Source organism: Bradyrhizobium sp. STM 3843, assembly GCF_000239815.1.
In the GTDB taxonomy this organism is placed as follows: Bacteria; Pseudomonadota; Alphaproteobacteria; order Rhizobiales; family Xanthobacteraceae; genus Bradyrhizobium.
In genome coordinates this window covers 1-21990 of the sequence record NZ_CAFK01000350.1, presented here as the reverse complement: position 1 = coordinate 21990, position 21990 = coordinate 1, and the positions used below count along the sequence as shown (strand labels likewise).

Genomic DNA, 21990 nt, shown 5'->3' with positions numbered 1-21990 from the left:
AACGAGCATGCGATATGCCGTCCGAACTGCCGCGGGGGACGGCTATCGCATCTATCTCGAATTTCCGGGCCTCATGGTTCTCCCGGCGATGCAAAGCATCGTCCGGAGACGCGCCGCAAGCGGCGCTCCTCACCATGAGGAACTAAGAATTTGCCGCGAAATCCGCCCTCGTCCTGAGGAGCTCGCCGGGAGGCGAGCGTCTCGAAGGACGGCCGCGAGAGGGATTGTCGCCGAGTAACGCGCAAGCAGGGCAGGCGGGAGGACTAATTCTCTGTCACGCCGGCTTCGTGCGGGGTGAACTGATAGACCGAGGAGCAGAACTCGCAGGTGACGACCACCTTGTCGTCCTGCACCATCTCGGCGCGGTCCTGCGGCGAGAAGCTCTTCAGCATGCTCGCCACCGCATCACGCGAGCAGGAACAGCGCGCCTGCAGGCTGAGCGGTTTGAACACGCGCACGCCGCGCTCGTGGAAGAGCCGGTACAACAGCCGTTCGCCGGACAGCGCGGGATCGATCAGTTCGACATCCTCCACGGTCGAGACCAGCGATTGGCCCTCGACCCAGGCGTCGTCCTCTTCCACCGTGTGCAGCACGGTGCCCTCCGGCGCGTCGCCCGGATGCAGATCGGCCTGGCGCGCGCGCTCCGGTGCCTTGGGCAGGAACTGCGTGAGCAGCCCGCCGGCACGCCAGCGCCGCTTGCCGCCGCTCCATTCCTCGCCGACGGCAAGCCGCACCCGGGTCGGGATCTGTTCGGAGCGCAGGAAATATTCATGCGCCGCCTCTTCCAGGCTGCCGCCGGTCAGCGCCACCAGCCCCTGGTAGCGGCTCATGTCCGGGCCCTGGTCGATGGTCATCGCCAGATGCCCCTTGCCGAGCAGGCCGCCGGAATCCTTGGCTTCGCCGAGGCGGGCTTCGTCATAGCGTGCATAGGCGCGCAGGCGATCGGGTGCCTGGAAGTCGACCACCAGGAACGAGACCGGGCCGTCGGTCTGGGTCTGCAGGATGAACCGGCCGTCGAACTTCAGCGAGGAGCCGAGCAGGGTGGTCAGCACGATCGCTTCGCCGAGCAGCTTGCCGACCGGTTGCGGATAGGCGTGCTTGGTCAGGATGTCGTCGAGCGCCGGCCCCATGCGGGTGAGGCGGCCGCGCAGATCGAGCGCGGCAACCTCGAACGGCAGCACCGCGTCGTCGACCGGCACGGCCGACGGCGCGCGGATGTCGCTAGCGAGATTGATTTCGGTGTCGGGTGAGGAGGCTGTCATGGCGCCTATTTGGGGGGGCGGAGGAATAAATGGAAGGGGGAGATGGAGCTATGCTTTGCGCCAGACTCAGTGCACCCTCTCCCCTTGTGGGAGAGGGTGGCGCGCGAAGCGCGACGGGTGAGGGGTCTCTCACCCCTCGCCGAGCTTCGCGAGGATGTCCTCCATGACCTCATTGCGACGCTGCAGTACATCGTTGTTCCAATAGCGAGCGACTCGGAAGCCTTCGCGGGCCAGGACTTGATCTCTGGTTATGTCGGTCGCCGCCGAGGCGTGCTGACTTCCATCGATCTCCAGCACGAGGCGGTGCTCGAAACAGACGAAATCGAGGATGTAGCTCTGAAACGGGACCTGCCGGCGAAACTTGAACCGCATGAAACGACGATCGCGGAGCAGTTTCCACATTGCGGCTTCGGCATCAGTCGGCTCAGTTCGCATTCGCTTGGCGAAGTTGCGGCTGCGTTTTGCGATCGGCCGATGATGCGGTTCTTGCGGCACCAACCCCTCACCCGCCTCGCTTCGCGAGGCACCCTCTCCCACAAGGGGAGAGGGTAGATCGAGCAAGCAGCGCAAGGGAAGCCTATTGTCAATCGTAGGGCGCTCGGTTGTCCGAGACGACACCTATTTGTGCCGCTTTGCGCAGCTATTGTGTTGGTGCCGCTCTGCGCCGCACGACGATCGTGCGGCGCTTAAGTCCCCGCGCCGAAGCACCAGGCCAGGATGCCTTTTTGCGCATGGAGGCGGTTCTCGGCCTCGTCGAACACCACCGACTGCGGGCCATCGATGACGTCGTCGGTGACCTCCTCGCCGCGATGGGCGGGCAGGCAATGCATGAAGATCGCCTCGGGCTTCGCCAGCGACATCAGCTTGGAATTGACCTGATACGGCTTGAGCAGGTTGTGGCGATGCTCGCCGTCCTTGTCGCCCATTGACACCCACGTGTCGGTGACGACGCAGTCGGCGCCAGCTACCGCCTCCTCCGGATCATGGCCGAGACGGATGTCGGCCCTGGTGGCGCGGATGAAATCCTTCATCGCCTTGCCCGGCGCGAGCTGCGGCGGGGTGGCGACGTTGAGCCTGAACTTGAAGCGCTCCGCCGCATGGGCCCAGGAGGCCAGCACGTTGTTGTCGTCGCCGCTCCAGGCCACGGTGCTGCCCTCGATCGGCCCGCGATGCTCCTCATAAGTCATGACGTCGGCCATCACCTGGCAGGGATGGGAGCGCCGGGTGAGCCCGTTGATCACGGGCACGGTCGCATGCGCGGCGAGCTCGAGCAGCGCGTCATGGCTCAGGATCCGGATCATGATCGCATCGACATAGCGCGACAGCACGCGCGCGGTGTCGGCGATGGTCTCGCCGCGGCCGAGCTGCATCTCGGCGCCGGTCAGCATGATCGACTCGCCGCCGAGCTGGCGCATGCCGACATCGAAGGAGACGCGGGTGCGGGTCGACGGTTTCTCGAAGATCATCGCCAGCACCTTGCCTTCGAGCGGCTTCTTCGGCGGCTCATGGGCCTTCAGCTTCTTCTTCAGGTCGCTGGAGAGCGCGAGCATGGTGCGCAGCTCGGCAAGCGGAACCTCGGATATATCGAGGAAGTGGCGGAGGGTCTTGCTCATGACGTGGCCGCCTGCTTGTGTCCACCGCCCGACAGCGCCGCGCAGGCGCGATCGAGCCGCTGCACCGACTCATCGATCTCGGTCTCGGTGACGATCAAAGGCGGCAGGAAGCGCACGACGTTATCGCCGGCGCCGACGGTCAACAGCTTCTGGTCGCGCAACGCGGCAATCAGATCGGTCGAGGGAACCACGGCCTTGACGCCGATCAACAGGCCTTCACCGCGGACCTCGGAGATCACCTCTGGATGACGGTCGATCACCGCGGCGAGCTTCTGCTTCAGCAGCAGCGACATCTTCCGCGCGTGGTCAAAGAAGCCGGGCGCGAGCATGACGTCGAGCACGGCATTGGCGGCCGCGACCGCCAGCGGATTGCCGCCGAAGGTCGAGCCATGGGTGCCCGGCGTCATGCCGGCCGCGGCATCGGCGGTGGCGAGGCAGGCGCCGATCGGGAAGCCGCCGCCGAGCGCCTTCGCCAGCGACATCACGTCGGGCTCGACGCCGATCCAACGATGCGCGAACAACTCGCCGGTGCGGCCCATGCCGGTCTGCACCTCGTCGAACACCAGCAACAGGCCGTGCTCGTTGCAGAGCTCGCGCAGCGCCTTGTAGAACGCAAGCGGCGCCGTGCGCACGCCGCCTTCGCCCTGGACCGGCTCGATCAGGATGCCCGCGGTGTGCGGGCCGATCGCCTTCTTCACCGCATTGAGATCGCCGAGCGGTACCTGGTCGAAGCCGTCCATCGGCGGGCCGAAGCCGTCGAGATATTTGGCCGAGCCAGTCGCCGCGAGCGTCGCCAGGGTGCGCCCATGGAACGCGCCTTCGAAGGTGATGATGCGGTAGCGCTCAGGGTGTCCCTTGGCGGCGTGATGCTTGCGCGTGATCTTGATCGCGCATTCCATCGCCTCGGCGCCGGAATTGGCAAAGAACACGTAGTCGGCAAAGCTCTGCTCGCACAGCCGCGCCGCCAGCCGCTCGCCGTCCGGGCTCTTGAACAGGTTCGACATGTGCCAGAGCTTGGTGGCTTGTTCTTGCAGCGCCTTCACCAGATGCGGATGCGCGTGTCCCAGCGCATTCACCGCGACGCCGGAGGTGAAGTCGAGATAGCGTTCGCCATTGGTCGCGATCAGCCACGCGCCTTCGCCGCGTTCGAAGGCAAGATCGATCCGGGCGAATACGGGGAGGAGATGCGAGGCGACGTCCGTGGTCATGGCTGATCACTTGAGCTAACGAGCTGGTCAAGACGCACACGACGAGGCGCAGAGCGGCGCCATCGCGCATCAGGGACCAGGCCCTGGAAAACAAAATGTGCCGCCTTTTCAAGGCGGCACGCACACCTATTGTATGCGCGGAACGTTGGCTGTCAACACGCCCGCGCGAACCGCTGCGGGCCGCTGCGCGAGAGATTGCAGCCAGATGACAGTGGGAACGATGCCCAATCGGCGGCGACGGAAGGTGTGGACGAGGGCCCCCGACTCTTGCGCGGGAGTCACGGCATATTGTAGCGTTTTCTCCATCGAGTACGACATCTCGTGCAGCAGGTCTGATCCTTAAGAGTTCGGTTGTTTGGCGTACACGTCCGGGCGCGCGCATCGCGCCCGGCGAGGGTTAAGGGATTCTGCCTGCAGGGATTTTCTAGAGGTTGGCATCGCAGCGCTGTCCCAGAATTGGCCAGCGCAACGCGAAGGGAAAGGTGCGATGACGGTATTGACCTGGTCCGACGATCGCGTCGAGCAATTGAAAAAGCTCTGGGAGGCCGGATTGTCGGCCAGCCAGATCGCCGCGGAACTCGGAAATGTGACGCGCAACGCCGTGATCGGCAAGGTGCACCGGCTTGGCCTTTCCGGCCGCGCCAAGAGCCCTGCCGCCGCTGCCCCGCGTCAGCGCAAGGCCCGACCCGCTCAGCCGATGATGCGGGTGGCGCGCCCGGTCGCCCGCGGCAACACCGCGCTGGCGCAGGTGTTCGAGGTCGAGGCGGAGCCCGATCCGGTCACGTTCGACAATGTGGTGCCGATGAGCCAGCGGCTGTCGCTGCTCGAGCTCAGGGAAAGCACCTGCCACTGGCCAGTCGGTGATCCCGCAAGCCCGGACTTCTTCTTCTGCGGCGGCAAGGCGCTCAATGGCCTGCCCTATTGCGCGCAGCATTCGCGCATCGCCTATCAGCCCGCGGCGGATCGCCGCCGGCAACCGGGCAAGAGCCCGACGCGCTGAACGCGGATTATCTGCGATTGGCGCCTGCCTGCTGCGCGATGGCGATCGAGGCCGATCGCATCGCGCCGCCGATGTGAAGCCGGACGTGTTGTCCGGCTTGAGCGCGAGCCGCGCCCCGGAACGCAGGGCGTCGGGCTATCGGCGCTGTCAGTGGCGCGAGGCCGCCTTAATGTCCTCGGCAAAATCCGGATCGTGAGCGAGCCAGAGCTCCAGCAGGGTCAGGAAGGTCACGATCAGGCCGATCGAGATGCTGACATGCATGGCAGAGGTATGGACAAAGCCGAGCAGCCAGGGCGCCGCGATCAGCCAGAGGCCGAGTGCCAGCTTCAGCCATTCCTCCCAATCGGCAAAGGCGAGGATGCCCGCGGCCGATAGCGCGATCAGCGCGTAACCGCCGAGCTCGGCGTCGAGCCGGCCATAGGCGCGGGTGAAGCCGAACAGCCACGGCGAGGCCGCCAGGAAGATGCCGCACAGCAGGGTGTAGATGTCGAGCGCGGAAGGGCTCCACACGATAAGTCGCGGCTTGCGGGTGATAAGCGAGTTGATCATGATCACTGCTCCAATGTCCGGCCGGTCGCGGCGATGACACTGAGGCGATGACGGAGCCGCTTGCGGCCTCACCAGCAACAAGCGGCACCTCCGACTTCGGTTCCAGCCGCTGGTACGGTGGCGCATCAAGATCGGGCGATCGGCCCGCGAGGGGCGTCCGGATGCCACGATTTTCGAGGGGCAGGGCGGGGTCGGCGATCCCGTGCGGCCAAGAAGCCGCTTGGCGGACGCCGTCGTCTCGGCTAATCATGAGCCAGCGCGGGCGTAGTTCAATGGTAGAACGGCAGCTTCCCAAGCTGCATACGAGGGTTCGATTCCCTTCGCCCGCTCCAGCCTTCCCCTGAGCAGTTTGACGCCGGTTAACGGACCGTCGCGCCTCCGACCTTCGCGGCCGCGGGCCGCTTGGCGTAAATCGCCTCGATCTCCTGGGCGAAGCGGCGCTCCAGCGCGGGCCGCTTGTTCTTCAGCGTCGGCGTGATCAACCCGGCCTGGATGGTCCAGGGCTGGAGCGTCCACCACACCGCCTTCGGCGTCGCATAGGCCGGGTAGGCCTTCACGGTGCGGGCGATATGCCGGAGCAGCGACGCCGCTTCGGCTTCAGTGCCCTGCTGGCCATGGCTGGCGAGCTTCGCCTGCTGCTCGGCCCAACCCTTGGCGTTGAGCACGACCAGTGCGGTCAGGAACGGGCGCTTCTCGCCGACGACGAGCGCCTGGTCGAACAGGGGATCGGTGAGGATGGCAGTTTCGAGATCGGCAGGCGCGATCTTCTCGCCGGTCGAGGTGACCAGGATGTCCTTGATGCGGCCGGTGATGCTGATGCGCCCGTTGTCGATGCGGGCCTGGTCGCCGGTGTGCAGCCAGCCGTCGGTGTCTTTGACGCGCGCGGTCTCCTCCGGTCTGTGCCAATAGCCGAGCATGACGCTGGGGCCGCGGACCATGAGCTCATCGTTGTCGCCGATCCTGACCTCGACGCCCGGCAGCGCCCGACCGACCGAGCGCGGATCATTGTCCTCAGGCGTGTTGACGGCGACGACGGGCGACGTCTCGGTCATGCCATAACCCTGCAGCACGTCCAGCCCAAGCGCGAGGAAGAGCCGCACCACAGGTTCGGCGATCGGCGCGCCACCACTGATTGCGACGCGCAAGCGTCCGCCGAACTGCGCCAGCACATTGTTGGCGACCAGCCGCTGCAGCGGCGGCCACGCCAGGCGATCGAACACGGATGGCGTCGTCCCGCCGGATTGGCGCGCATCGAAACGCCGCCCGCCGATCGCGATCGCAAGATCGAGCAAAGTCCGCTCGACTGGCCCCGCGGAGGCGCGATGGTGCATGACGAGCGAGTAGATGCGCTCATAGATCCGGGGCACCGAGATCAGCAGCGTCGGCCGCACCTCGATCAGGTCTTCGGCGATCTGTTTCACCGAGCGCGAATAGGCGACACAGGCGCCGATCGCGATCGGATAGTAATAGCCGCAGGTGCGCTCGAACGTATGCGACAGCGGCAGGAAGGAGAGAAAGACGTCGTCCCGCCCGGCGGCGAGCCGCCGGTGGATCGCCTTCAGGTTCGACACGACATTATCGTGCGACAGCATCACGCCTTTCGGACGCCCCGTCGTGCCGGAGGTGTAGACGATGGCCGCGAGGTCATCGGCCTGCACCGCGACGTCCTGTTGCGGCAGTTCGGCCGTCGCGGCGGCATCGAGCCAAGCGTCGAGGCCGATGACGCGCGGATCGGCTTTCGCAAGCTCCGACGTGTCATCGAGATCGGCGCAGATCACCCGCTTGAGGTTCGCAAGCGCATTGCCGACCGAGGCAATGTCGCGCCAGCGCTCGCCGGAATCCAGGAACAGGAGCTGCGCGCCGGAATCCTCCAGGATGTAGGCAATGCTGTCGGGGTTGTCGATCGCGTGCATCGGCACCGGCACCAGCCCGCGCGCCAGCGCCGCCTGATCCATTGCGACATGCGCAAGCCCGTTCGGCATCAGGATCGCGAGGCGCTCGCCAGCGGCAAAGCCTTCGGCGGCGAGGGCCCGCCGGAAGCGATCGAACTCGCGGTCGATTGCGCGCCAGGAAAAGCTCGCCCAGCGTCCCTGTTTCGGATCGAACTGCCGATAGGCCTCTTTGTCCGGCGTCAGGCTCACGCGCCAACGCAGGAGCTCGGGCAGCGTCCTGACATTTGAAAATCCACCGATGCTTTCACCCGACACTGTCGGTCGGACGATGGGCTTGGTCTCGACTTGCACGCACGCGCCTCCGAAGGCTCCGCCTCGAGTCGAGGTCTTGCTGGAACGCTGTGATCTCGATGTTGACCTAGCGCAAGATGGCGTGGCCCGCGCATTCATCACGGCATGGGAGCCACGCATTCCAGGAAGGATGCCGGGAATGGATGCAGGAAAGGTTGGCGGTATCGGAGGCGGCGTACTGCGGCGGCACGCCGCAAACGCCGCGGCCGCTTCCCGTAAAAGGAAGCGGCCGCCACATCATCACGATCGGCCATTGAACGAGTGACGATCAGGCGCCTTCGGGCACCTGATCGAGGAAGCCCATGATGCGGCGGATGCGGCCGTCCCGGAGCTCGACGAAATCGGTGCCTTTGATAGGACAATCAGCGCCATCCGGACCGAGGCCCCAGCAGAAGCGCAGGTTGTCCCCATAACCGTTGGCTTGACCAATCAGGCGGAATCGGAAATCAGGAAAGCGCGTCTGGACACCCGCGATCAGCGCGTCGACACCGTCACGGCCGTCGCCGCGCATCAGCGGATCGACATAGACGGCATCTTCGGTCCAATTGGTCTCGAGCAACGCCCGCCGCTTCTGCGGCGCGCGCTCGTTCCAGAGCGTGATGTAGGTGTTGGCGACGGCATTGAGATCGGTCATCGGTGCTCTCCTCGTTGTGAAGTGCTGACGTCCGAACATCGCGCTTCACGCAGCGTGATGCGATTACGTCGCAGGTCATCGCGATACCGATAACGAAACTGTAAGTTGCGGTTTGACGACGGAGGACTACTTCATGCGTACGCATGAATCGCGCAGAGATATGTTTGATCGCAGGGGATGACGAGTTATGAGACCCGACACATGGAGATGGATCGCGGTCGGGATCTGCCTCGCGCTGTTCGCGGCGGACACTCTGTTGAAGGCGCCCGAGAAGCCCAATCATATGGTGTTCTTCGAGCTGCATCGGGGCGACAGTCCGACCATGATCGGCATGATGCGCGATGATCTTTTCAAGCTTCCGGGCTTCCGCGCCAGCCGGCTTCAGCAAGCGCTCGCGCAAGGGCAGCCGTTAACGGTTTGGCAATATGCGTTAAGGAAGACTGATGACGGCAGCTACCAGGCGCTGCCGGACAAACAGATCCAGCTCACCTCCGACGACGCGCCGCACATCACGTTTGGCGCGCGCATCCGCTTGCCCGACAATTAGAGACCTTGAAGTCTTGGCGTATGGGCGTGCGGCCGCTGGTTAACCGAATCCGGATCGCGCGCACGAAATCGTTCTCCGCGATCTCCGAAAAAGCGCCGGAACACTCCGCAGCAGCTGCGACTTGTCGCGTGGGCAGCTTTGGAGGAGAGGCACATGAAACTGGCCATTGCATTGGCGACGGCGGCGGGAATTGCGCTGGCAATCCCGGCGGCACAGGCGGATGAAGCGCGGGTCGGTGTTGGCGTGGGCCCGGTCGGCGCAGGCGTGACGGTCGGTGAATCGCACAGCTACGATCGCGACCGTACCACCGTGATCAAACGCGAGGACGAACCGGGCGAGCGCACCACCGTGATCCGCAAGGAAGAGCGCGTGGATCCCGACCGCAAGGTCATCATCCACGAGCACGATCACGACTGAGCTGCAAGATGAGCTGATCGCATCGGCGAATCGGCCTCAGCCAAACCGAACAGATGATCACAAAGCCCCGGGAAAACCCGGGGCTTTTTTGCGTCGGCAGCGTGGCATCTCTGTCACGCACAGATTGTGCCGCGTGCTCTGATCGCGGCGCGACGGCCACTCGCGGAACCGACCGAGCGGCGATGAGCTGTCCGAGTGCAGCGAGGCTGCAACACTTGCGGTGAATTTACTGTGAGCTGCAGGGCCGTCCTGGACAAAACCACGATCTCGAAACACGCTGCACGTGCGGTCATGAATTCGCCGTTGTGCGCCTGCTTTGGGATGGCGCGCGAGGGAGAGAGTGGTCGCGATCCACGCATCACAAGAAACGCATCACAGTCGGTCAGATCGGTTTCGACGGGATTGAACTGGGGCTCGGCATGAAATTTTTGACGGGGTTGCTCGCGGTTGTCCTCTTGCTGGCGGGGATGGGCGCCAGCCGCGCCGTGGTCCGCATCGCGGACGATCGCGGCGGCCGGATCGGAACCTATGTGGACCGGTATCAGGGCCTGCGCTCTTCCGGCGAATATGTGATCATCGACGGTCTCTGTGCCTCGGCCTGCACCATCGTTCTCGGCGCCATCCCGCACGACCGAATCTGTGTGACCTCGCATGCCAATCTTGGCTTCCACGCGGCCTGGGATTTCGGCGCCAATGGCCGCGCCGTCACCAACCCCGAAGCCACCCAGATGCTCTATTCCATGTACCCATCCCCGATCCGGCGCTGGATCGCCCAGCGGGGCGGGCTCACGCCCCGGATGATTTTCCTGCGCGGCAGGGAGCTGCAGACACTGTATCGGCCCTGCTACATGGACGCCCAGGCCTCGTCGCGCGGCTCCCAATTCGGCGGCGCCTCCCACGTGCCGGTCCTCTCGCCCACCGCCGCTGGGGCGTCTGCTTCGCACTGATCGGTATCGCGTTCAGCACGACGTGACTGGGTTGGATCCCGTCGTGCTTGCCTCCTGCGGAGGCCGGGCCTATCTCAGAGGAACCGGCTGATGATTGCAGGCATCGGCCCAGCGAGCGCGCCATGATCCAGCCCGTTTCATCGCCACAACAGATGTCGCCTGACGTCCCGCCGCCGCGCGGAACGCAGGTGCTTGGGGCTTTGGCCGGCCTGATCACCGTTGGTCTGGTGGTGGGCGCCCTGGTGCTCTGGGCCCGCTTCGGGACCACCGTATTCTTCGAGACGATCGTCGCCGGCCTCGAGGCTTGTTTCTGATCGGAAGGCAGGATCAAGATGGACAATCGTACTGCCCGCCCGCTGGTGATCGTCGGCACCTTCGCTGCCAGCCTTTTGGTTGGCCTTGTCCTGCTGTTTCTCGTCATGGGCGGCGGCCGGAATATCGCTGCGCCCGCGGCGATCGGCGGCCCGTTCCAATTGACCGATCAGGATGGCCAGACCATCACCGACAAGAGCCTGCAGGGCCGTCCGACCCTGATCTTCTTCGGCTTCACCCATTGCCCGGACGTCTGCCCGACCTCGCTGTTCGAGATGTCCGAGGTGCTGCGGGCGATGGGGCAGGATGCGGACCGGGTGAATGCCTATTTCATCTCGGTCGATCCCGAGCGCGACACGCCGGCCGCGATGAAGGACTATCTGTCGAGCTTCGACCCGCACCTGAAGGGCCTGACCGGCGACCCCGAGGTGATGGCCAAGGTTACTTCCGAATACCGGGTCTATGCCAAGAAGGTGCCGTTGAAGGACGGCGATTACACCATGGACCACACCGCCTTGGTCTATCTGATGGACCGCGACGGCCGGTTCGTCGCGCCGTTCAACCTGAAGCGGACCCCTGACGAGGCGGCGTCCGAGCTCAAGAAATACCTTTAAGCCCGGTTAAGGCCGCGGGCGGGCCGGATTTCAGCCGCGCAATCGGCCCTCGAAAACGCGACAAGATGGTCTATAAGGCCGGTGATCCCGAAATCGCCGATGCTCACGACCTTGTTCCAGCACTCCTCACTGTCTCTGTCCGCTCGCGCCGTCCTGGCGACGCTTGCCTTTTGTGGCGCGCTGGCCTCGCGGGAGGCTGCGGCCCAGGCCGCGCCGAAGCCGCCGGTCGAGGCCGCGCCGCAAGCCGTGCCCGGCTTCTGGGACCCCAGGCGCCGGCCGGAGCGGCCGGATCTGTCGCGCCTGACCGTGATTCGCTTCCTGACCGAGACCGACTATCCGCCGTTCAACTTCACCGGTCCCGACGGCAATCCGGCCGGCTTCAACGTCGATCTGGCGCGGGCGATCTGCGACGAGATCAAGGTGACCTGCACCATCCAGATGCGGCGGTTCGACACCCTGCTCGACGCGCTCACCTCCAACAAGGGGGACGCCATCATCGCCTCGATGGCGGTGACCCCGCCGATGCGCGCCCGGGTCGATTTTTCCGATCCCTATTATCGCGCGCCGGCGCGCTTCGTGTCGCGCAAGGATGCTGTGATGCCGGAGGTCCGGCCCGAATACCTCGAAGGCAAGAAAATCGGTGCCGTCGCCGGCTCGGCGCATGAGGCCTATCTGAAGGCGATGTTCACCGACGCCGAGATCAAATCCTATCCCGACAGCGAGACGATGCGTGCGGCGCTCAGGCGGGGCGAGGTCGATTTCATCTTCGGCGACGGCATTTCGCTGGCGTTCTGGATCAACGGCACCGATTCGGCGGATTGCTGCGCCTTCTCGGGTGGCCCTTTCGTCGAGAGCCGCTATTTCGGCGAAGGCATCGGGATCGCGGTCCGCAAGGGCAACGATCTGTTGCGTCAGGCGCTCAATTGGGCGTTGTTCCGGGTCTGGGAAAAGGGCCGCTACACCGATCTGTGGCTGCGCTATTTCTCGATCAGCCCGTTCTAGTCGCAGGTTGTCATTCCGGGGCGCGTCGAAGACGCGAACCCGGAATCTCGAGATTCCGGGTTCGATGCTGCGCATCGCCCCGGAATGACTTCAGACGATTCGCTATTTTGCATTTGGATGCGGAAAGGCTAATTTCCGCGGCCTTTGGAAACCGGTACTTGAGATGTCCACGATCGATCCTGCCATGAGCCCGAGCGACCTGCGTGCGCTCGCTGAACAATCCAACGCCTGGCCGTTCGAGCAGGCGAAAGCGATCGTGGCCCGGCTGAAGAAACACCCGAAGGACGAGGTCCTGTTCGAGACCGGCTATGGCCCGTCCGGCCTGCCGCATATCGGCACGTTCGGCGAAGTTGCCCGGACCACGATGGTGCGCCATGCCTTCCGGGTGCTGACCGAGGACAAGATCAAGACGCGGCTGCTCGCCTTCTCCGACGACATGGACGGCCTTCGCAAGGTGCCGGACAATGTGCCGAACCAGGAGCTTCTGGCGCAGCATCTGGGCAAGCCACTGACCCAGGTGCCCGACCCGTTCGGCACCCATGCCAGCTTCGGCGCCCACAACAATGCGCGGCTGCGCGCCTTCCTCGACCGGTTCGGCTTCGACTACGAATTCGCGTCCTCGACCGACTACTACACTTCGGGCCGTTTCGACGCGGCACTCCTGCGCATGCTGGAGCGGCTGGAGAAGGTGATGGCGATCATGCTGCCGTCGCTGCGCGAGGAGCGCGCGGCGAGCTACTCGCCGTTCCTCCCGGTCTGCCCACGCACCGGGCTCGTGCTCTACGTGCCGATCGTCGAGCACGACGTGAAGGCCGGCACGATCTCCTACGACGACCCTGACACCAAGGAGCGCGTCACGCTTCCGGTCACCGGCGGCCACTGCAAGCTGCAGTGGAAGCCGGACTGGGCGATGCGCTGGCATGCGCTCGGCGTCGACTATGAAATGGCCGGCAAGGACCTGATCGACTCGGTGAAGCTGTCCGGCAAGATCTGTGCGGCGCTCGGCGGCACGCCGCCGGAGGGCTTCAACTACGAGCTGTTCCTGGACGAGAAGGGGCAGAAGATCTCGAAGTCGAAGGGCAACGGGCTCACCATCGACGAGTGGCTGCGCTACGCCTCGCCGGAATCGCTGTCGCTGTTCATGTATCGCGAGCCGAAGGCTGCCAAGCGGCTGTATTTCGACGTGATCCCGCGCAACGTCGATGACTATCAGCAATTCCTGGAAGGCTTCCCCCGCCAGGACACCAAGCAGCAGCTCGGCAATCCGGTCTGGCACATCCATTCCGGCCAGCCGCCGAAGGCCGACATGCCCGTCACCTTCCAGCTGCTGCTGACGCTGGTGTCGTCGTCGAACGCGGAGAATGCCGAGACCTTGTGGGGGTTCATCGGCCGCTACCGACCCGGCGTGACGCCGGCCACGCATCCGAAGCTCGATGCCATGGTCGGCTACGCCATCAACTACTATCGCGATTTCGTTGCGCCCACGAAGGTGTTCCGTGAGCCGAGCGAAGGTGAGCGCGCCGCGCTGCAGGACCTGCGCGATGCATTGTCGAACCTGGAGAGCGACGCCTCGGCCGAGGACATCCAGAACGTGGTCTATGAGATCGGCCGCCGCGAGCCATTCCTCGATCACAAGAAACAGGGCAAGGACGGCCGCCCCGGCGTCTCGCTGGACTGGTTCAACATGCTCTACCAGGTGCTGCTCGGTCAGGAGAAGGGCCCGCGCTTCGGCTCCTTCGTCGCGGTCTACGGCATTGGCAACGCGGTCGCCATGATCGACGGCGCGCTGGCGCGTTCGGCGTAATCGCGCTCCGGGGCGCGGCGCGTAGCGCCGCGAACCCGGAATCTCGATCTGATGAATTCGCTCAATCCGCTCGAGCTTCCCCGATGCGCAATTGCGCATCTGTGATCGACGCGCTCCTCGCGCTTCGTCCGGAATGACGACAGTCGGCTGCTACGCATCTCCCGTTCGTTTGCGCAGCTTCAGAAACAGCAGGCAGAGGATTGCCAGCGCCGGGCCGGCCGCAAGCGTCGCGAAGGCGGCCATGAACGAGCCCGTCGCCTGAAAGATCACGCCGACCACGACCGGCACGATGGCGCTTCCGAGTTGCCAGACGCTGGCCGTCAGTCCGGTCGCCGATCCGGCCAACGCCGTGCCGGCAACATCAGCGACCATCACGGCCAGCAAGGGGCTGTAGACGAACGCGCCGAAGCCGAGCAGGGGCGCGGCGATCTGAAATGCCAGGCGGTCATGCAACGTCCCAAATACCAGCAGCATCATTGCGAACAGCGCCAGGGTGCCAATCGCCAGCCATTTTTCCTTTCCGCCCAGCCAGTCGGCCAACAGGCCGATCAGTGGTTTTCCGATCATGGCGGCAATGCCTGAGAGCGACATGATCAAGCCGGCCTCCACGGCCGTCAGGCCGTGGCCGCGGATCATCAGCGCGTTGGCCCAGAACGCGAAACCCCATGTGCCCCAGAAGGCACCAAAGCCGCTGACTGTCAGCAGCAGCACGTTCCGGTCGCGCAGCAATGGTCCGATCGGCGGAGTCTTGGCCGCGACCACCGGCTGGTCGCTCGGCCGGTCGCGCAACAAGGCATAGGCGATCACGCCGATCAGGACAGTCGCAACGCCGAGCGCCTGATAGACCCCCCGCCACCCGAGCCAGGCCGCAAGGGTCGGCACAATCGCATTGGTGGCGGTGACGCCGAGGGACGAGGCGACGAGCAATAGTCCCATGGCGCGGCCGCGGCTGCCGCGATCGAACCAATTGACGATCAGCTTGATGCAGGACGCGTAGTCGGCGCCCGCTGCGAGACCCATCATCGCCTGCAAGGCGATGCCCATGGTCAGCGACGAGGTGAATCCGAACAGGAACGTGGCGACGCCCAGCGACAGCATGGAGATCGTCAACGTCGTACGTCCGCCGACGACATCGCTCATCACGCCACCGACGGCGTTGCAGACGACATAGCCGATATAGAAGGCGGTCACGAACACGCCAAGTTGCGCCACCGAGAGGCCCAACGATTGTCCGGCTGAGACGGCGACGTTGGCCCAGGTCAGGCGGTCCATGAAGCTGAACAGGAAGCTCAGCCACGCGATCAGCAGCACGACCCAGCGATAATATTCGGACGCGGCCGGCGCGTGCGCACCGACGGTTTCGATTTTTGCAGTCATGGCCTTACATGTCGGTCCCGAGATAGGCGCCCTGTTCAACGAGCTTTTTCTGCAGCGAGGTCACATCGATCTCGCCAAGCGCGGCGTTGGTCGGCTCGCTCGCGGCCATGGCCGCGGCGGTGCCCGCGGCCTGGCCCATCGCAAAGCAGGCGCCGCTGGCGCGTGCCGCCGATTGGCCTTCGTGCGTCATGGAGGCGCAGCGGCCGGCGACGAGCAGATTGGAGACGCCCTTCGGCAGCAGCATGCGGAACGGGAGCTGGCAGAAGCCACGGCTGCCGTCCGGATAAAATCGCCACTCGACCTTGCCCGCGACATGCAGCTCCATCGGCCATGAATTGACGCCGATGGTGTCGTCGAAGTCGGCACAGCCGACGATGTCCTGTCCGGAAAGCTGGTAGAGGCCCTCGATGCGCCGGCTCTCGCGGATGCCGACCTGCGGGGCGATCTCGACGATATGCGCGTGCTCGAAGCCGGGGACCTCGTTCTTCAGGAAGCGGAAATATTCCTGGATCTGCCGGCGCCCCTCGATCTCACCGTCGCTGAGCTGCAGCGCATCGGTGGCGTCCATCACGCTGCCTTGCGCATTGCGGATCTGCGTCACGTTGACCCGCCATTCGGTCGGGTTCTTCTGCGGCCGCACGATGGCGCCTTCGCGCGGAAACCGATAGCCGCGGCCTGCGGCCTCGCTCATCAGCCGGTCGATTGCCTTGAAGTCGCCGATCGCCGCGATCGCACGATGCGGATCGACGCCGCCGACCCGGAACATCGTGGTCGGGAACAGGCCGCCGCCATGGCCGTCGCCGGTCTCGAACGGGACGCCGGCTCGGGCCGCGAGATCAGCATCGCCGCTGCAGTCGACAAAGAGCTTCGCGCGGATCGCGCGGCGGCCCGATTTGGTCTCGACGATCAGCGCGGCGATATGGCCACCGTCCATCGCGACATCGACGGCGACGGCGTGAAACAAGAGCTTCACGCCCGCGGAGAGCAAGAGATCGTCGGCCGCGCATTTGAGAGCGGAGACGTCATAAGAGCGGACCGTGATCCGCCCCTGCAGCCCCTGCTGCGGCTCGTTCAAGCCGCCGAGCTGATCGAGCCGGTCCAGCAATTCGTCGACCACGCCGTGCACGACCTGACGGGTCTCGCCACGTACGAGCCCGAACAGGCCGGCGAAGTTGGTGACGCCGCCGGCGGTGCCCATGCCGCCCAGGAAGCCGTAGCGTTCCACCAAGAGGACATCGGCGCCACCCCTCGCCGCCGAGGTGGCGGCGGCGAGACCGGCCGGACCTCCGCCCACGACCACGACATCGTAAGAACCGAGCACGGTGGTGTCGCGATTTGGCTCACGAATGGCCGTTTGTACCAAGAGGACCTCCCTGATGTGTCTGCGTTAGCTTTGCCGCAACTCTAACTCACTCGTAATTCGCGAAGAATATTCCGAAATGCGGTAATACTTTTCGCGATTCGAGAAAGGTGAGAGATGGACGCATTTCAGAACCTCCGGGCCTTCCTGGCCGTGGCCGAGACCCGCAGCTTCACCGCAGCGGCCCGCCAAAGCGGGCTCGCAACATCGGTGCTGACAAAGCGGGTCGATCAGCTCGAGCGCGCGGTGAAGACCAGGTTGTTCGTTCGAACCACTCGGACGGTGACCCTGACCGAGGCGGGCCGGCGCTGGATCGAGCGCGTGCGATCGCTGGTGGCGGATTTCGACGACACGATGCGGCAGGTGTCCGACACGGGGCAGGACCTCGAGGGGCCGATCCGTGTCAAGGCGCCGACGACGCTCACCGTGCTCTATCTCGCCGACATCCTGACGCGCTTCCAGGCGGTGAACCCCAAGCTCAGCATGGAGATCGTGCTGGCCGATCGGGCGGTGAATCCCGCGGATGAAGGCTTCGACGTCGCGATCGCAGCGTTCGAAGCCGCCTTCAGCGACGTGGTCGATATCCCGCTGTGCCCGCTGCGACCCATGCTCTGCGCATCGCCCGATTACGTCGCCCGCCGCGGTGCGCCTGCGCATCCGCGCGACCTGATCGCGCATGATACTCTGAATTTTGCGCCGACCGGATCGATCTGGTCGTTCAACGGCCCGCAGGGACCGACCACGGTCGAGATCAATCCCAGGATCAGCGCCAATGACGGACAGGTCCTGCTACGTGCAGCGCTCGCCGGAAGCGGCATTGCCCAGCTCTCTGAATATCTGACGGCTCCGAGACTGGCCACGGGCGAGCTGGTTCCCGTGCTGGAAAGCTACCAGCTACCTGCGCGATGGGTGAAGATGCTGATTCCCGAAGCGCGCATGCAGGTGGCGCGCATCAACGCGCTGGCGCAATTCCTCCAGGACGCGTTCTCGCCATCGCCGCCGTGGGCCGCAGCTTCTGATTAGTTGCCTGTCGCGCGTGCGCACCCGTTGTGTCCAGCGCCTTATAGCGTCGGTCCGCAACGACGACGTGCATGCGCGTCGTAAAAAGATCGGCCGGGCCGCGCCTAGGTTTCCGCTGCTGTCGTCGTAATCCGCGCTGGCGCATCGCTCACGGCGCGGCCGAGGGTCAACAGCACGCGGTTGATCGGGGTCGCGATCCCATGCCGCTCGCCGATCGCCACCACGGCGCCGGTCAGGGCCTCGATCTCGAGCGGCCGGCCCGCGAGCCGGTCGAAATACATCGAGGTGCCGGCGTCGGGCGGATAGGTGAGGAGCGTCGCAAGCAACTGCTCCGGCTCATTGTCGGGAAAGCGCGCGCCGTCGGCACGTGCCACGGCGGCGGCTTCCTTGAGGATATCGAGACACAGCGCCTTGACGTCATCGCGCCGGAACACCGCCTGCCGCTGCAAGGTCAGTGCGGTGACGGGATTGGCCATCGCATTGAGCAGCAGCTTGCGCCAGACCAGCGTCTTGAAATCGGGGCTCACCAGGATTCGCGTCGAGGTGCCCTCGAGCAGCGCGACGAAAGCGCGTCCGCCTTCGTCGTCACCGACCGCAAGCTCGTGCTGGCCGGCACGGCGGAAGCGCACGCGATCCCGCGCCAGCCGCTCGCCATTGTAGTACACGATGGTCGGGATCACGGTTGCAGATCCCACCAGCGGCGCCAGCCGTTCCGCGTGCCCGATGCCGTTCTGCAAGGTCGCGACCCGGGTGTTCGGGCCGCAGAGCCGCTGCAGCCAGGCGCCGGCTTGTTCGGTGTCCTGCGTCTTCGTGCAGAGCAGGACCCAATCGACTTGTGTCGCGGCTGCAGGATCTGTCAACGCGCGGATCGGCGCGTCGATGGTCCCCTCGGCGTGCTCGACGACGAGCCGATCAAGCGGACGCCGGACACAGGCGATGACGTCGTAACGGTCGAGCGCTGCCAGCAATCCCGCAATCACGCCACCAACGCTGCCGAGACCGATCACGGCGACTGTCGTTCGTGCCGACCGTTCAACACTTGTCATCGCGCCGCCGCTCCCTGTGCCACCCCTGGCATCGTCCCGGTGCATGATTGCACAAAGCCGACCGCGGGGCTGCAGATCATGACCGCAGCGTTGCGGCAATTTCAGCCGTTTCGGCTCACGGTTGAGTTATCAGCCCGGCTCTCCACGCCATAACAGGTGTCGTCCCTGCGAATGCACTAGCGCATTTACACATCTCAAAAATCGACTCATCTTCAATGGGTTAGCGAAGCGCCTAGCTTGGACCATCGGAAGCCGTCCCGATCGACCCAAGTGGCTCTGACGATTCATGTTTTTCGCCAAGCTGATCGAGATGCTCCAAAGAGATGTGTAAATGCGCTAGTGCGAATGCAGGGACCCATACCGCGGAATCGAAATTTCGTGCGAGATGGCAGACGTCCTTCACCTCACCACGGCCGGTGGCTATGGGTCCCCCGCGTTCGCGGGGACGACAGCGAAGTTTGCGGCTATGCTTCGGTGCAAATGCAGCGGACGTGCAGCTGCCGTGCGCAGGCTCGTGCGATCGCGCGACTAGCTTCGCAACGGGTCACGCCGACTGCAGCACGAAGCGGCGCTCGAGCTTCTGAACGGGGCGCGCGTTCATCGGATAGAGCTTGGCAAATTTTGCCACGTCCGCTTCCGCGACCGAGATTGGATTGGTCAGCAGCAGCCACTCGACCACCTCCGAGCAGGGCGGCGTCGTCAGCGAGCCTTCATAGCGATAATAGGAGCGTCGGGCCGGCAACAGCACGTTCGGGTCGATGTGGGGATCGGCCTTGACCGCCGGCCCCTCCTGCGGCGGCATCGTCGACACGATCTGAGCGAAGACCGGATTGGGATGTCCCGTGGTCATCAGCACCCCGATCACGGCAAGCCGGCCCGATTCCGCCCGGTGCACGAAATGCGCCTCCATCGGAAAATTCTTGCCGCCGATCTGATGTTCGCTCGGCCGGTGGAAATGCATCTGCACCAGCTTGTAGGTGGTGTCACCGAGTTTCAAGGTACTGCTGCCGTCAGCGAAATTGAGCTGAATCGTGTGACCATTGTTGATGATGGTGTCGGCGGTCCTGCTCCAGGAGAGCTTGGGGTCGGGCAGGCGGGCCTTGGTGGGATTCTCGATGTCGATCGGGGACTGCTGGGTCCCGATGCCGCAGACCTTGTCGGCGGCATCGAGGTCGCCCCATTTGGCAGGGCCGGTGTCGCCCTCATAGCTCCAATGCGCGGCTTCTGCAGCGAAGCCCGGTTGGGCACAGACCGGACAGAGTGCGAGGCCGGCAAGAGCCTTCAACGCGTGACGGCGGTTCATGGCATCTCTCCAGGGCTCAGTTGAGACGTTGCAAAATTCCGATGGCGGGAGGCGCGAGGGCCCAAACAGTGGCCTCAATGATCTGGGAACCATTGCCGATTCGGCTGATGGGCGTCCATCGCGATTGCCGATCTGGCGCAACCTGCGCGGGCGGTTTCGCCCAGCCGCCCTGACCAAACGGTCCTTGAGTTCGGCTACACCTGCCGATACGGTCGGCGCCTTAGCAAAAACGTCAACAAACTCAAGATCCAGGCAGGATATCCGCCAAAATGCCCAAAATCTACAAGATCTGCTCCGCGTCCGCCTGGCGCGAGGCCGAGCGGCAGGGCGTCTATCGCGGCAGCGCGGACGATAAGCGCGACGGCTTCATCCATTTTTCCACCGCGACCCAGGTGCCGGAGACGGCGCGCAAGCACTTCTTTGGCCAGACCGCGCTGTTCCTGGTCGAGGTCGAGGCCGACGCGCTCGGCGACCTGCTGCGCTGGGAGCGTTCGCGCAACGACGAACTTTTCCCGCATCTCTATGGTGAGCTCGATCTCGGCGCCGTCACGGCCGTGCACCAGATGCATGCGCGTGCCGACGGCAGCCACGACATTCCCGGACTGACGCCGTGATCCGCATCTTCGACACCGTGTCGCTGCCCCTGTTGCGCTGGCTCGATGCCGAGGACGCGCACCGGCTGGCGATCCAGGGCCTGAAGCTGTTGCCGGCGATGCGGCCGGCGCCTGACGATGCCAAGCTCGCGGTGCGCGCCTTCGGGCTGAACTTCCCCAATCCGGTTGGCATGGCAGCCGGCTTCGACAAGAACGCCGAGGCGCCGGACGCGCTGCTGCGGCTCGGCTTCGGCTTCGTCGAGATCGGCACGGTCACGCCGCGGCCGCAGAGCGGCAATCCGCGGCCGCGGCTGTTCCGCCTGGAGCGTGACGAAGCGGTGATCAACCGGATGGGCTTCAACAATGACGGCGCCGATCCGGTGCTGCGGCGGCTGGCGGCCCGCGCGCATTTCGGTGGCATCGTCGGCGTCAATGTCGGGGCCAACAAGGATTCCACTGACCGTGTTGCCGACTATGTGCGGCTGATCGAGACCTTCGCACCGGTGGCGAGCTATTTCACCGTCAACATCTCCTCGCCGAACACGCCGGGCCTGCGCAACCTGCAGCAGGCCGCCCAGCTCGACGACCTCTTGGCCAAAGCGCTGGAGGCGCGCGACCGGGTGAAGCAGAAGTCCGGCGACACGCCGGTGCTGCTCAAGATCGCTCCTGACCTCAGCCTCGCCGAGCTCGACGACGTCGTCCATGTCGCGCGCTCGCGCCGGGTCGATGGCATGATCGTCGCCAACACGACCTTGGCGCGGCCCAGGACGCTGCGCGAGCAGACGCGCGCCAAGGAGCAGGGCGGTCTGTCCGGGCGGCCGCTGTTCCGGCTGTCGACGCGCATGGTGGCGGAGACCTTCGTGCGTGTGGAAGGCGCGTTTCCGCTGGTGGGCGTCGGCGGCATCGACTCCGGCGGCGCGGCGCTGACCAAGATCCGGGCCGGCGCCAGCCTGATCCAGCTCTACTCGTCGCTGGTCTATAAGGGGCTTGGCCTGGTCGAGAGCATCAAGACCGATCTCGCTTCGACCCTGCTGCGCACCGGGCGAGATTCACTGTCGGAGATCGTCGGCGCCGACGCCGCGACGATCACGGCGGAGGATTGGCCGGTGTAAGGGGTGCCGCGGATGGGGTGCACCCTC

Annotated in this window: 22 protein-coding genes and 1 tRNA gene; 12 read left to right on the top strand and 11 right to left on the bottom strand. The window is 64.9% G+C overall.

Going from position 1 to position 21990, the window contains the following annotated elements; genetic code table 11:
- Window positions 1-263: 263 nt before the first annotated feature.
- The 4 genes from BRAS3843_RS38690 to BRAS3843_RS38675 form a co-directional block, all read right to left on the bottom strand.
- Window positions 264-1262 carry an Hsp33 family molecular chaperone gene (locus BRAS3843_RS38690; RefSeq protein ID WP_008974772.1) on the bottom strand — a complete coding sequence of 333 codons (999 nt, stop codon included), beginning with the start codon at window positions 1260-1262 and terminating at the stop codon, window positions 264-266.
- A 129-nt stretch (window positions 1263-1391) separates the two neighbouring features.
- Complete coding sequence (locus tag BRAS3843_RS38685; protein WP_035984205.1) at window positions 1392-1757, bottom strand: DUF559 domain-containing protein; 366 nt, start codon at window positions 1755-1757, stop codon at window positions 1392-1394.
- Between the two features lie 191 nt (window positions 1758-1948).
- Window positions 1949-2875, bottom strand: a complete 927-nt coding sequence (gene argF, locus BRAS3843_RS38680; RefSeq protein ID WP_008974770.1) for an ornithine carbamoyltransferase — start codon at window positions 2873-2875, stop codon at window positions 1949-1951.
- A complete protein-coding gene (locus BRAS3843_RS38675) occupies window positions 2872-4083 on the bottom strand; it encodes an aspartate aminotransferase family protein (protein ID WP_008974769.1) in 1212 nt (403 codons plus the stop codon). Before BRAS3843_RS38675 ends, argF begins: the two co-directional genes overlap by 4 nt.
- A 487-nt stretch (window positions 4084-4570) precedes the next feature.
- Here BRAS3843_RS38675 and BRAS3843_RS38665 point away from each other — a divergent pair, with 487 nt between their 5' ends.
- Window positions 4571-5083 carry a GcrA family cell cycle regulator gene (locus BRAS3843_RS38665; protein ID WP_035984201.1) on the top strand — a complete coding sequence of 171 codons (513 nt, stop codon included), beginning with the start codon at window positions 4571-4573 and terminating at the stop codon, window positions 5081-5083.
- Window positions 5084-5230: 147 nt separating this feature from the next.
- Here the strand turns inward: BRAS3843_RS38665 and BRAS3843_RS38660 are convergent, their stop codons facing one another.
- On the bottom strand, window positions 5231-5632 hold the full coding sequence (locus BRAS3843_RS38660; RefSeq protein WP_008974766.1) for an SPW repeat protein: 402 nt from the start codon (window positions 5630-5632) through the stop codon (window positions 5231-5233).
- A 258-nt stretch (window positions 5633-5890) separates the two neighbouring features.
- Between BRAS3843_RS38660 and BRAS3843_RS38655 the strand changes: the two genes are divergently transcribed.
- A tRNA-Gly gene (locus BRAS3843_RS38655) sits at window positions 5891-5964 on the top strand.
- Window positions 5965-5991: 27 nt separating this feature from the next.
- Here the strand turns inward: BRAS3843_RS38655 and BRAS3843_RS38650 are convergent.
- Window positions 5992-7839 carry an AMP-dependent synthetase/ligase gene (locus BRAS3843_RS38650; RefSeq protein ID WP_244425577.1) on the bottom strand — a complete coding sequence of 616 codons (1848 nt, stop codon included), beginning with the start codon at window positions 7837-7839 and terminating at the stop codon, window positions 5992-5994.
- 304 nt (window positions 7840-8143) lie between these two features.
- Window positions 8144-8509: a nuclear transport factor 2 family protein gene (locus BRAS3843_RS38645; protein WP_008974764.1), complete on the bottom strand. Its 366-nt coding sequence runs from the start codon at window positions 8507-8509 to the stop codon at window positions 8144-8146.
- A gap of 256 nt (window positions 8510-8765) precedes the next feature.
- Here BRAS3843_RS38645 and BRAS3843_RS38640 point away from each other — a divergent pair, with 256 nt between their 5' ends.
- The 7 genes from BRAS3843_RS38640 (at window position 8766) to BRAS3843_RS38610 (ending at window position 14152) form a co-directional block, all read left to right on the top strand.
- Complete coding sequence (locus tag BRAS3843_RS38640) at window positions 8766-9056, top strand: hypothetical protein (RefSeq protein ID WP_244425576.1); 291 nt, start codon at window positions 8766-8768, stop codon at window positions 9054-9056.
- A 153-nt stretch (window positions 9057-9209) separates the two neighbouring features.
- Window positions 9210-9473 carry a hypothetical protein gene (locus BRAS3843_RS38635; protein WP_008974761.1) on the top strand — a complete coding sequence of 88 codons (264 nt, stop codon included), beginning with the start codon at window positions 9210-9212 and terminating at the stop codon, window positions 9471-9473.
- A 419-nt stretch (window positions 9474-9892) separates the two neighbouring features.
- The gene (locus BRAS3843_RS38630; RefSeq protein WP_008974759.1) at window positions 9893-10420 is read left to right on the top strand and encodes a hypothetical protein; all 528 of its coding nucleotides are present in this window, start codon (window positions 9893-9895) and stop codon (window positions 10418-10420) included.
- A 122-nt stretch (window positions 10421-10542) separates the two neighbouring features.
- Window positions 10543-10734 (top strand): hypothetical protein, encoded by a 192-nt coding sequence (locus BRAS3843_RS38625; protein WP_139025104.1) that lies wholly within the window; start codon window positions 10543-10545, stop codon window positions 10732-10734.
- Window positions 10735-10752: 18 nt separating this feature from the next.
- The gene (locus BRAS3843_RS38620) at window positions 10753-11346 is read left to right on the top strand and encodes an SCO family protein (RefSeq protein WP_008974757.1); all 594 of its coding nucleotides are present in this window, start codon (window positions 10753-10755) and stop codon (window positions 11344-11346) included.
- A 99-nt stretch (window positions 11347-11445) separates the two neighbouring features.
- Window positions 11446-12348 (top strand): transporter substrate-binding domain-containing protein, encoded by a 903-nt coding sequence (locus BRAS3843_RS38615; RefSeq protein WP_008974756.1) that lies wholly within the window; start codon window positions 11446-11448, stop codon window positions 12346-12348.
- A gap of 163 nt (window positions 12349-12511) precedes the next feature.
- Window positions 12512-14152 (top strand): lysine--tRNA ligase, encoded by a 1641-nt coding sequence (locus BRAS3843_RS38610; RefSeq protein WP_008974755.1) that lies wholly within the window; start codon window positions 12512-12514, stop codon window positions 14150-14152.
- Between the two features lie 150 nt (window positions 14153-14302).
- Here the strand turns inward: BRAS3843_RS38610 and BRAS3843_RS38605 are convergent, their stop codons facing one another.
- Window positions 14303-15529, bottom strand: a complete 1227-nt coding sequence (locus BRAS3843_RS38605) for an MFS transporter (protein ID WP_008974754.1) — start codon at window positions 15527-15529, stop codon at window positions 14303-14305.
- A 4-nt stretch (window positions 15530-15533) separates the two neighbouring features.
- Entirely contained in the window at window positions 15534-16892 is a 1359-nt protein-coding gene (locus BRAS3843_RS38600) for an FAD-dependent oxidoreductase (protein WP_008974753.1), read from the bottom strand.
- Between the two features lie 114 nt (window positions 16893-17006).
- Here BRAS3843_RS38600 and BRAS3843_RS38595 point away from each other — a divergent pair, with 114 nt between their 5' ends.
- The gene (locus tag BRAS3843_RS38595) at window positions 17007-17912 is read left to right on the top strand and encodes a LysR family transcriptional regulator (RefSeq protein ID WP_008974752.1); all 906 of its coding nucleotides are present in this window, start codon (window positions 17007-17009) and stop codon (window positions 17910-17912) included.
- A 101-nt stretch (window positions 17913-18013) separates the two neighbouring features.
- On the opposite strand, the gene BRAS3843_RS38590 is transcribed toward BRAS3843_RS38595, so the two are convergent.
- Together BRAS3843_RS38590 and BRAS3843_RS38585 are read right to left on the bottom strand one after the other, a co-directional pair.
- Window positions 18014-18955, bottom strand: a complete 942-nt coding sequence (locus BRAS3843_RS38590) for a 2-dehydropantoate 2-reductase (protein WP_008974751.1) — start codon at window positions 18953-18955, stop codon at window positions 18014-18016.
- Window positions 18956-19499: 544 nt separating this feature from the next.
- On the bottom strand, window positions 19500-20258 hold the full coding sequence (locus BRAS3843_RS38585) for a carbonic anhydrase family protein (protein WP_008974749.1): 759 nt from the start codon (window positions 20256-20258) through the stop codon (window positions 19500-19502).
- 269 nt (window positions 20259-20527) lie between these two features.
- Between BRAS3843_RS38585 and BRAS3843_RS38580 the strand changes: the two genes are divergently transcribed.
- Together BRAS3843_RS38580 and BRAS3843_RS38575 are read left to right on the top strand one after the other, a co-directional pair.
- Complete coding sequence (locus BRAS3843_RS38580) at window positions 20528-20872, top strand: DUF952 domain-containing protein (RefSeq protein ID WP_008974748.1); 345 nt, start codon at window positions 20528-20530, stop codon at window positions 20870-20872.
- Complete coding sequence (locus BRAS3843_RS38575; RefSeq protein ID WP_008974747.1) at window positions 20869-21963, top strand: quinone-dependent dihydroorotate dehydrogenase; 1095 nt, start codon at window positions 20869-20871, stop codon at window positions 21961-21963. Before BRAS3843_RS38580 ends, BRAS3843_RS38575 begins: the two co-directional genes overlap by 4 nt.
- The last annotated feature ends 27 nt before the right edge of the window (window positions 21964-21990 follow it).

Coding starts and splice junctions, on each gene's coding strand:
- argF (WP_008974770.1), bottom strand. CDS start 2,875: ATGAGCAAGACCCTCCGCCACTTCCTCGATATATCCGAGGTTCCGCTT.
- BRAS3843_RS38595 (WP_008974752.1), top strand. CDS start 17,007: ATGGACGCATTTCAGAACCTCCGGGCCTTCCTGGCCGTGGCCGAGACC.
- BRAS3843_RS38610 (WP_008974755.1), top strand. CDS start 12,512: ATGTCCACGATCGATCCTGCCATGAGCCCGAGCGACCTGCGTGCGCTC.
- BRAS3843_RS38615 (WP_008974756.1), top strand. CDS start 11,446: ATGCTCACGACCTTGTTCCAGCACTCCTCACTGTCTCTGTCCGCTCGC.
- BRAS3843_RS38675 (WP_008974769.1), bottom strand. CDS start 4,083: ATGACCACGGACGTCGCCTCGCATCTCCTCCCCGTATTCGCCCGGATC.
- BRAS3843_RS38585 (WP_008974749.1), bottom strand. CDS start 20,258: ATGAACCGCCGTCACGCGTTGAAGGCTCTTGCCGGCCTCGCACTCTGT.
- BRAS3843_RS38630 (WP_008974759.1), top strand. CDS start 9,893: ATGAAATTTTTGACGGGGTTGCTCGCGGTTGTCCTCTTGCTGGCGGGG.
- BRAS3843_RS38605 (WP_008974754.1), bottom strand. CDS start 15,529: ATGACTGCAAAAATCGAAACCGTCGGTGCGCACGCGCCGGCCGCGTCC.
- BRAS3843_RS38690 (WP_008974772.1), bottom strand. CDS start 1,262: ATGACAGCCTCCTCACCCGACACCGAAATCAATCTCGCTAGCGACATC.
- BRAS3843_RS38660 (WP_008974766.1), bottom strand. CDS start 5,632: ATGATCAACTCGCTTATCACCCGCAAGCCGCGACTTATCGTGTGGAGC.
- BRAS3843_RS38580 (WP_008974748.1), top strand. CDS start 20,528: ATGCCCAAAATCTACAAGATCTGCTCCGCGTCCGCCTGGCGCGAGGCC.
- BRAS3843_RS38665 (WP_035984201.1), top strand. CDS start 4,571: ATGACGGTATTGACCTGGTCCGACGATCGCGTCGAGCAATTGAAAAAG.
- BRAS3843_RS38625 (WP_139025104.1), top strand. CDS start 10,543: ATGATCCAGCCCGTTTCATCGCCACAACAGATGTCGCCTGACGTCCCG.
- BRAS3843_RS38620 (WP_008974757.1), top strand. CDS start 10,753: ATGGACAATCGTACTGCCCGCCCGCTGGTGATCGTCGGCACCTTCGCT.
- BRAS3843_RS38635 (WP_008974761.1), top strand. CDS start 9,210: ATGAAACTGGCCATTGCATTGGCGACGGCGGCGGGAATTGCGCTGGCA.
- BRAS3843_RS38645 (WP_008974764.1), bottom strand. CDS start 8,509: ATGACCGATCTCAATGCCGTCGCCAACACCTACATCACGCTCTGGAAC.
- BRAS3843_RS38590 (WP_008974751.1), bottom strand. CDS start 18,955: ATGACAAGTGTTGAACGGTCGGCACGAACGACAGTCGCCGTGATCGGT.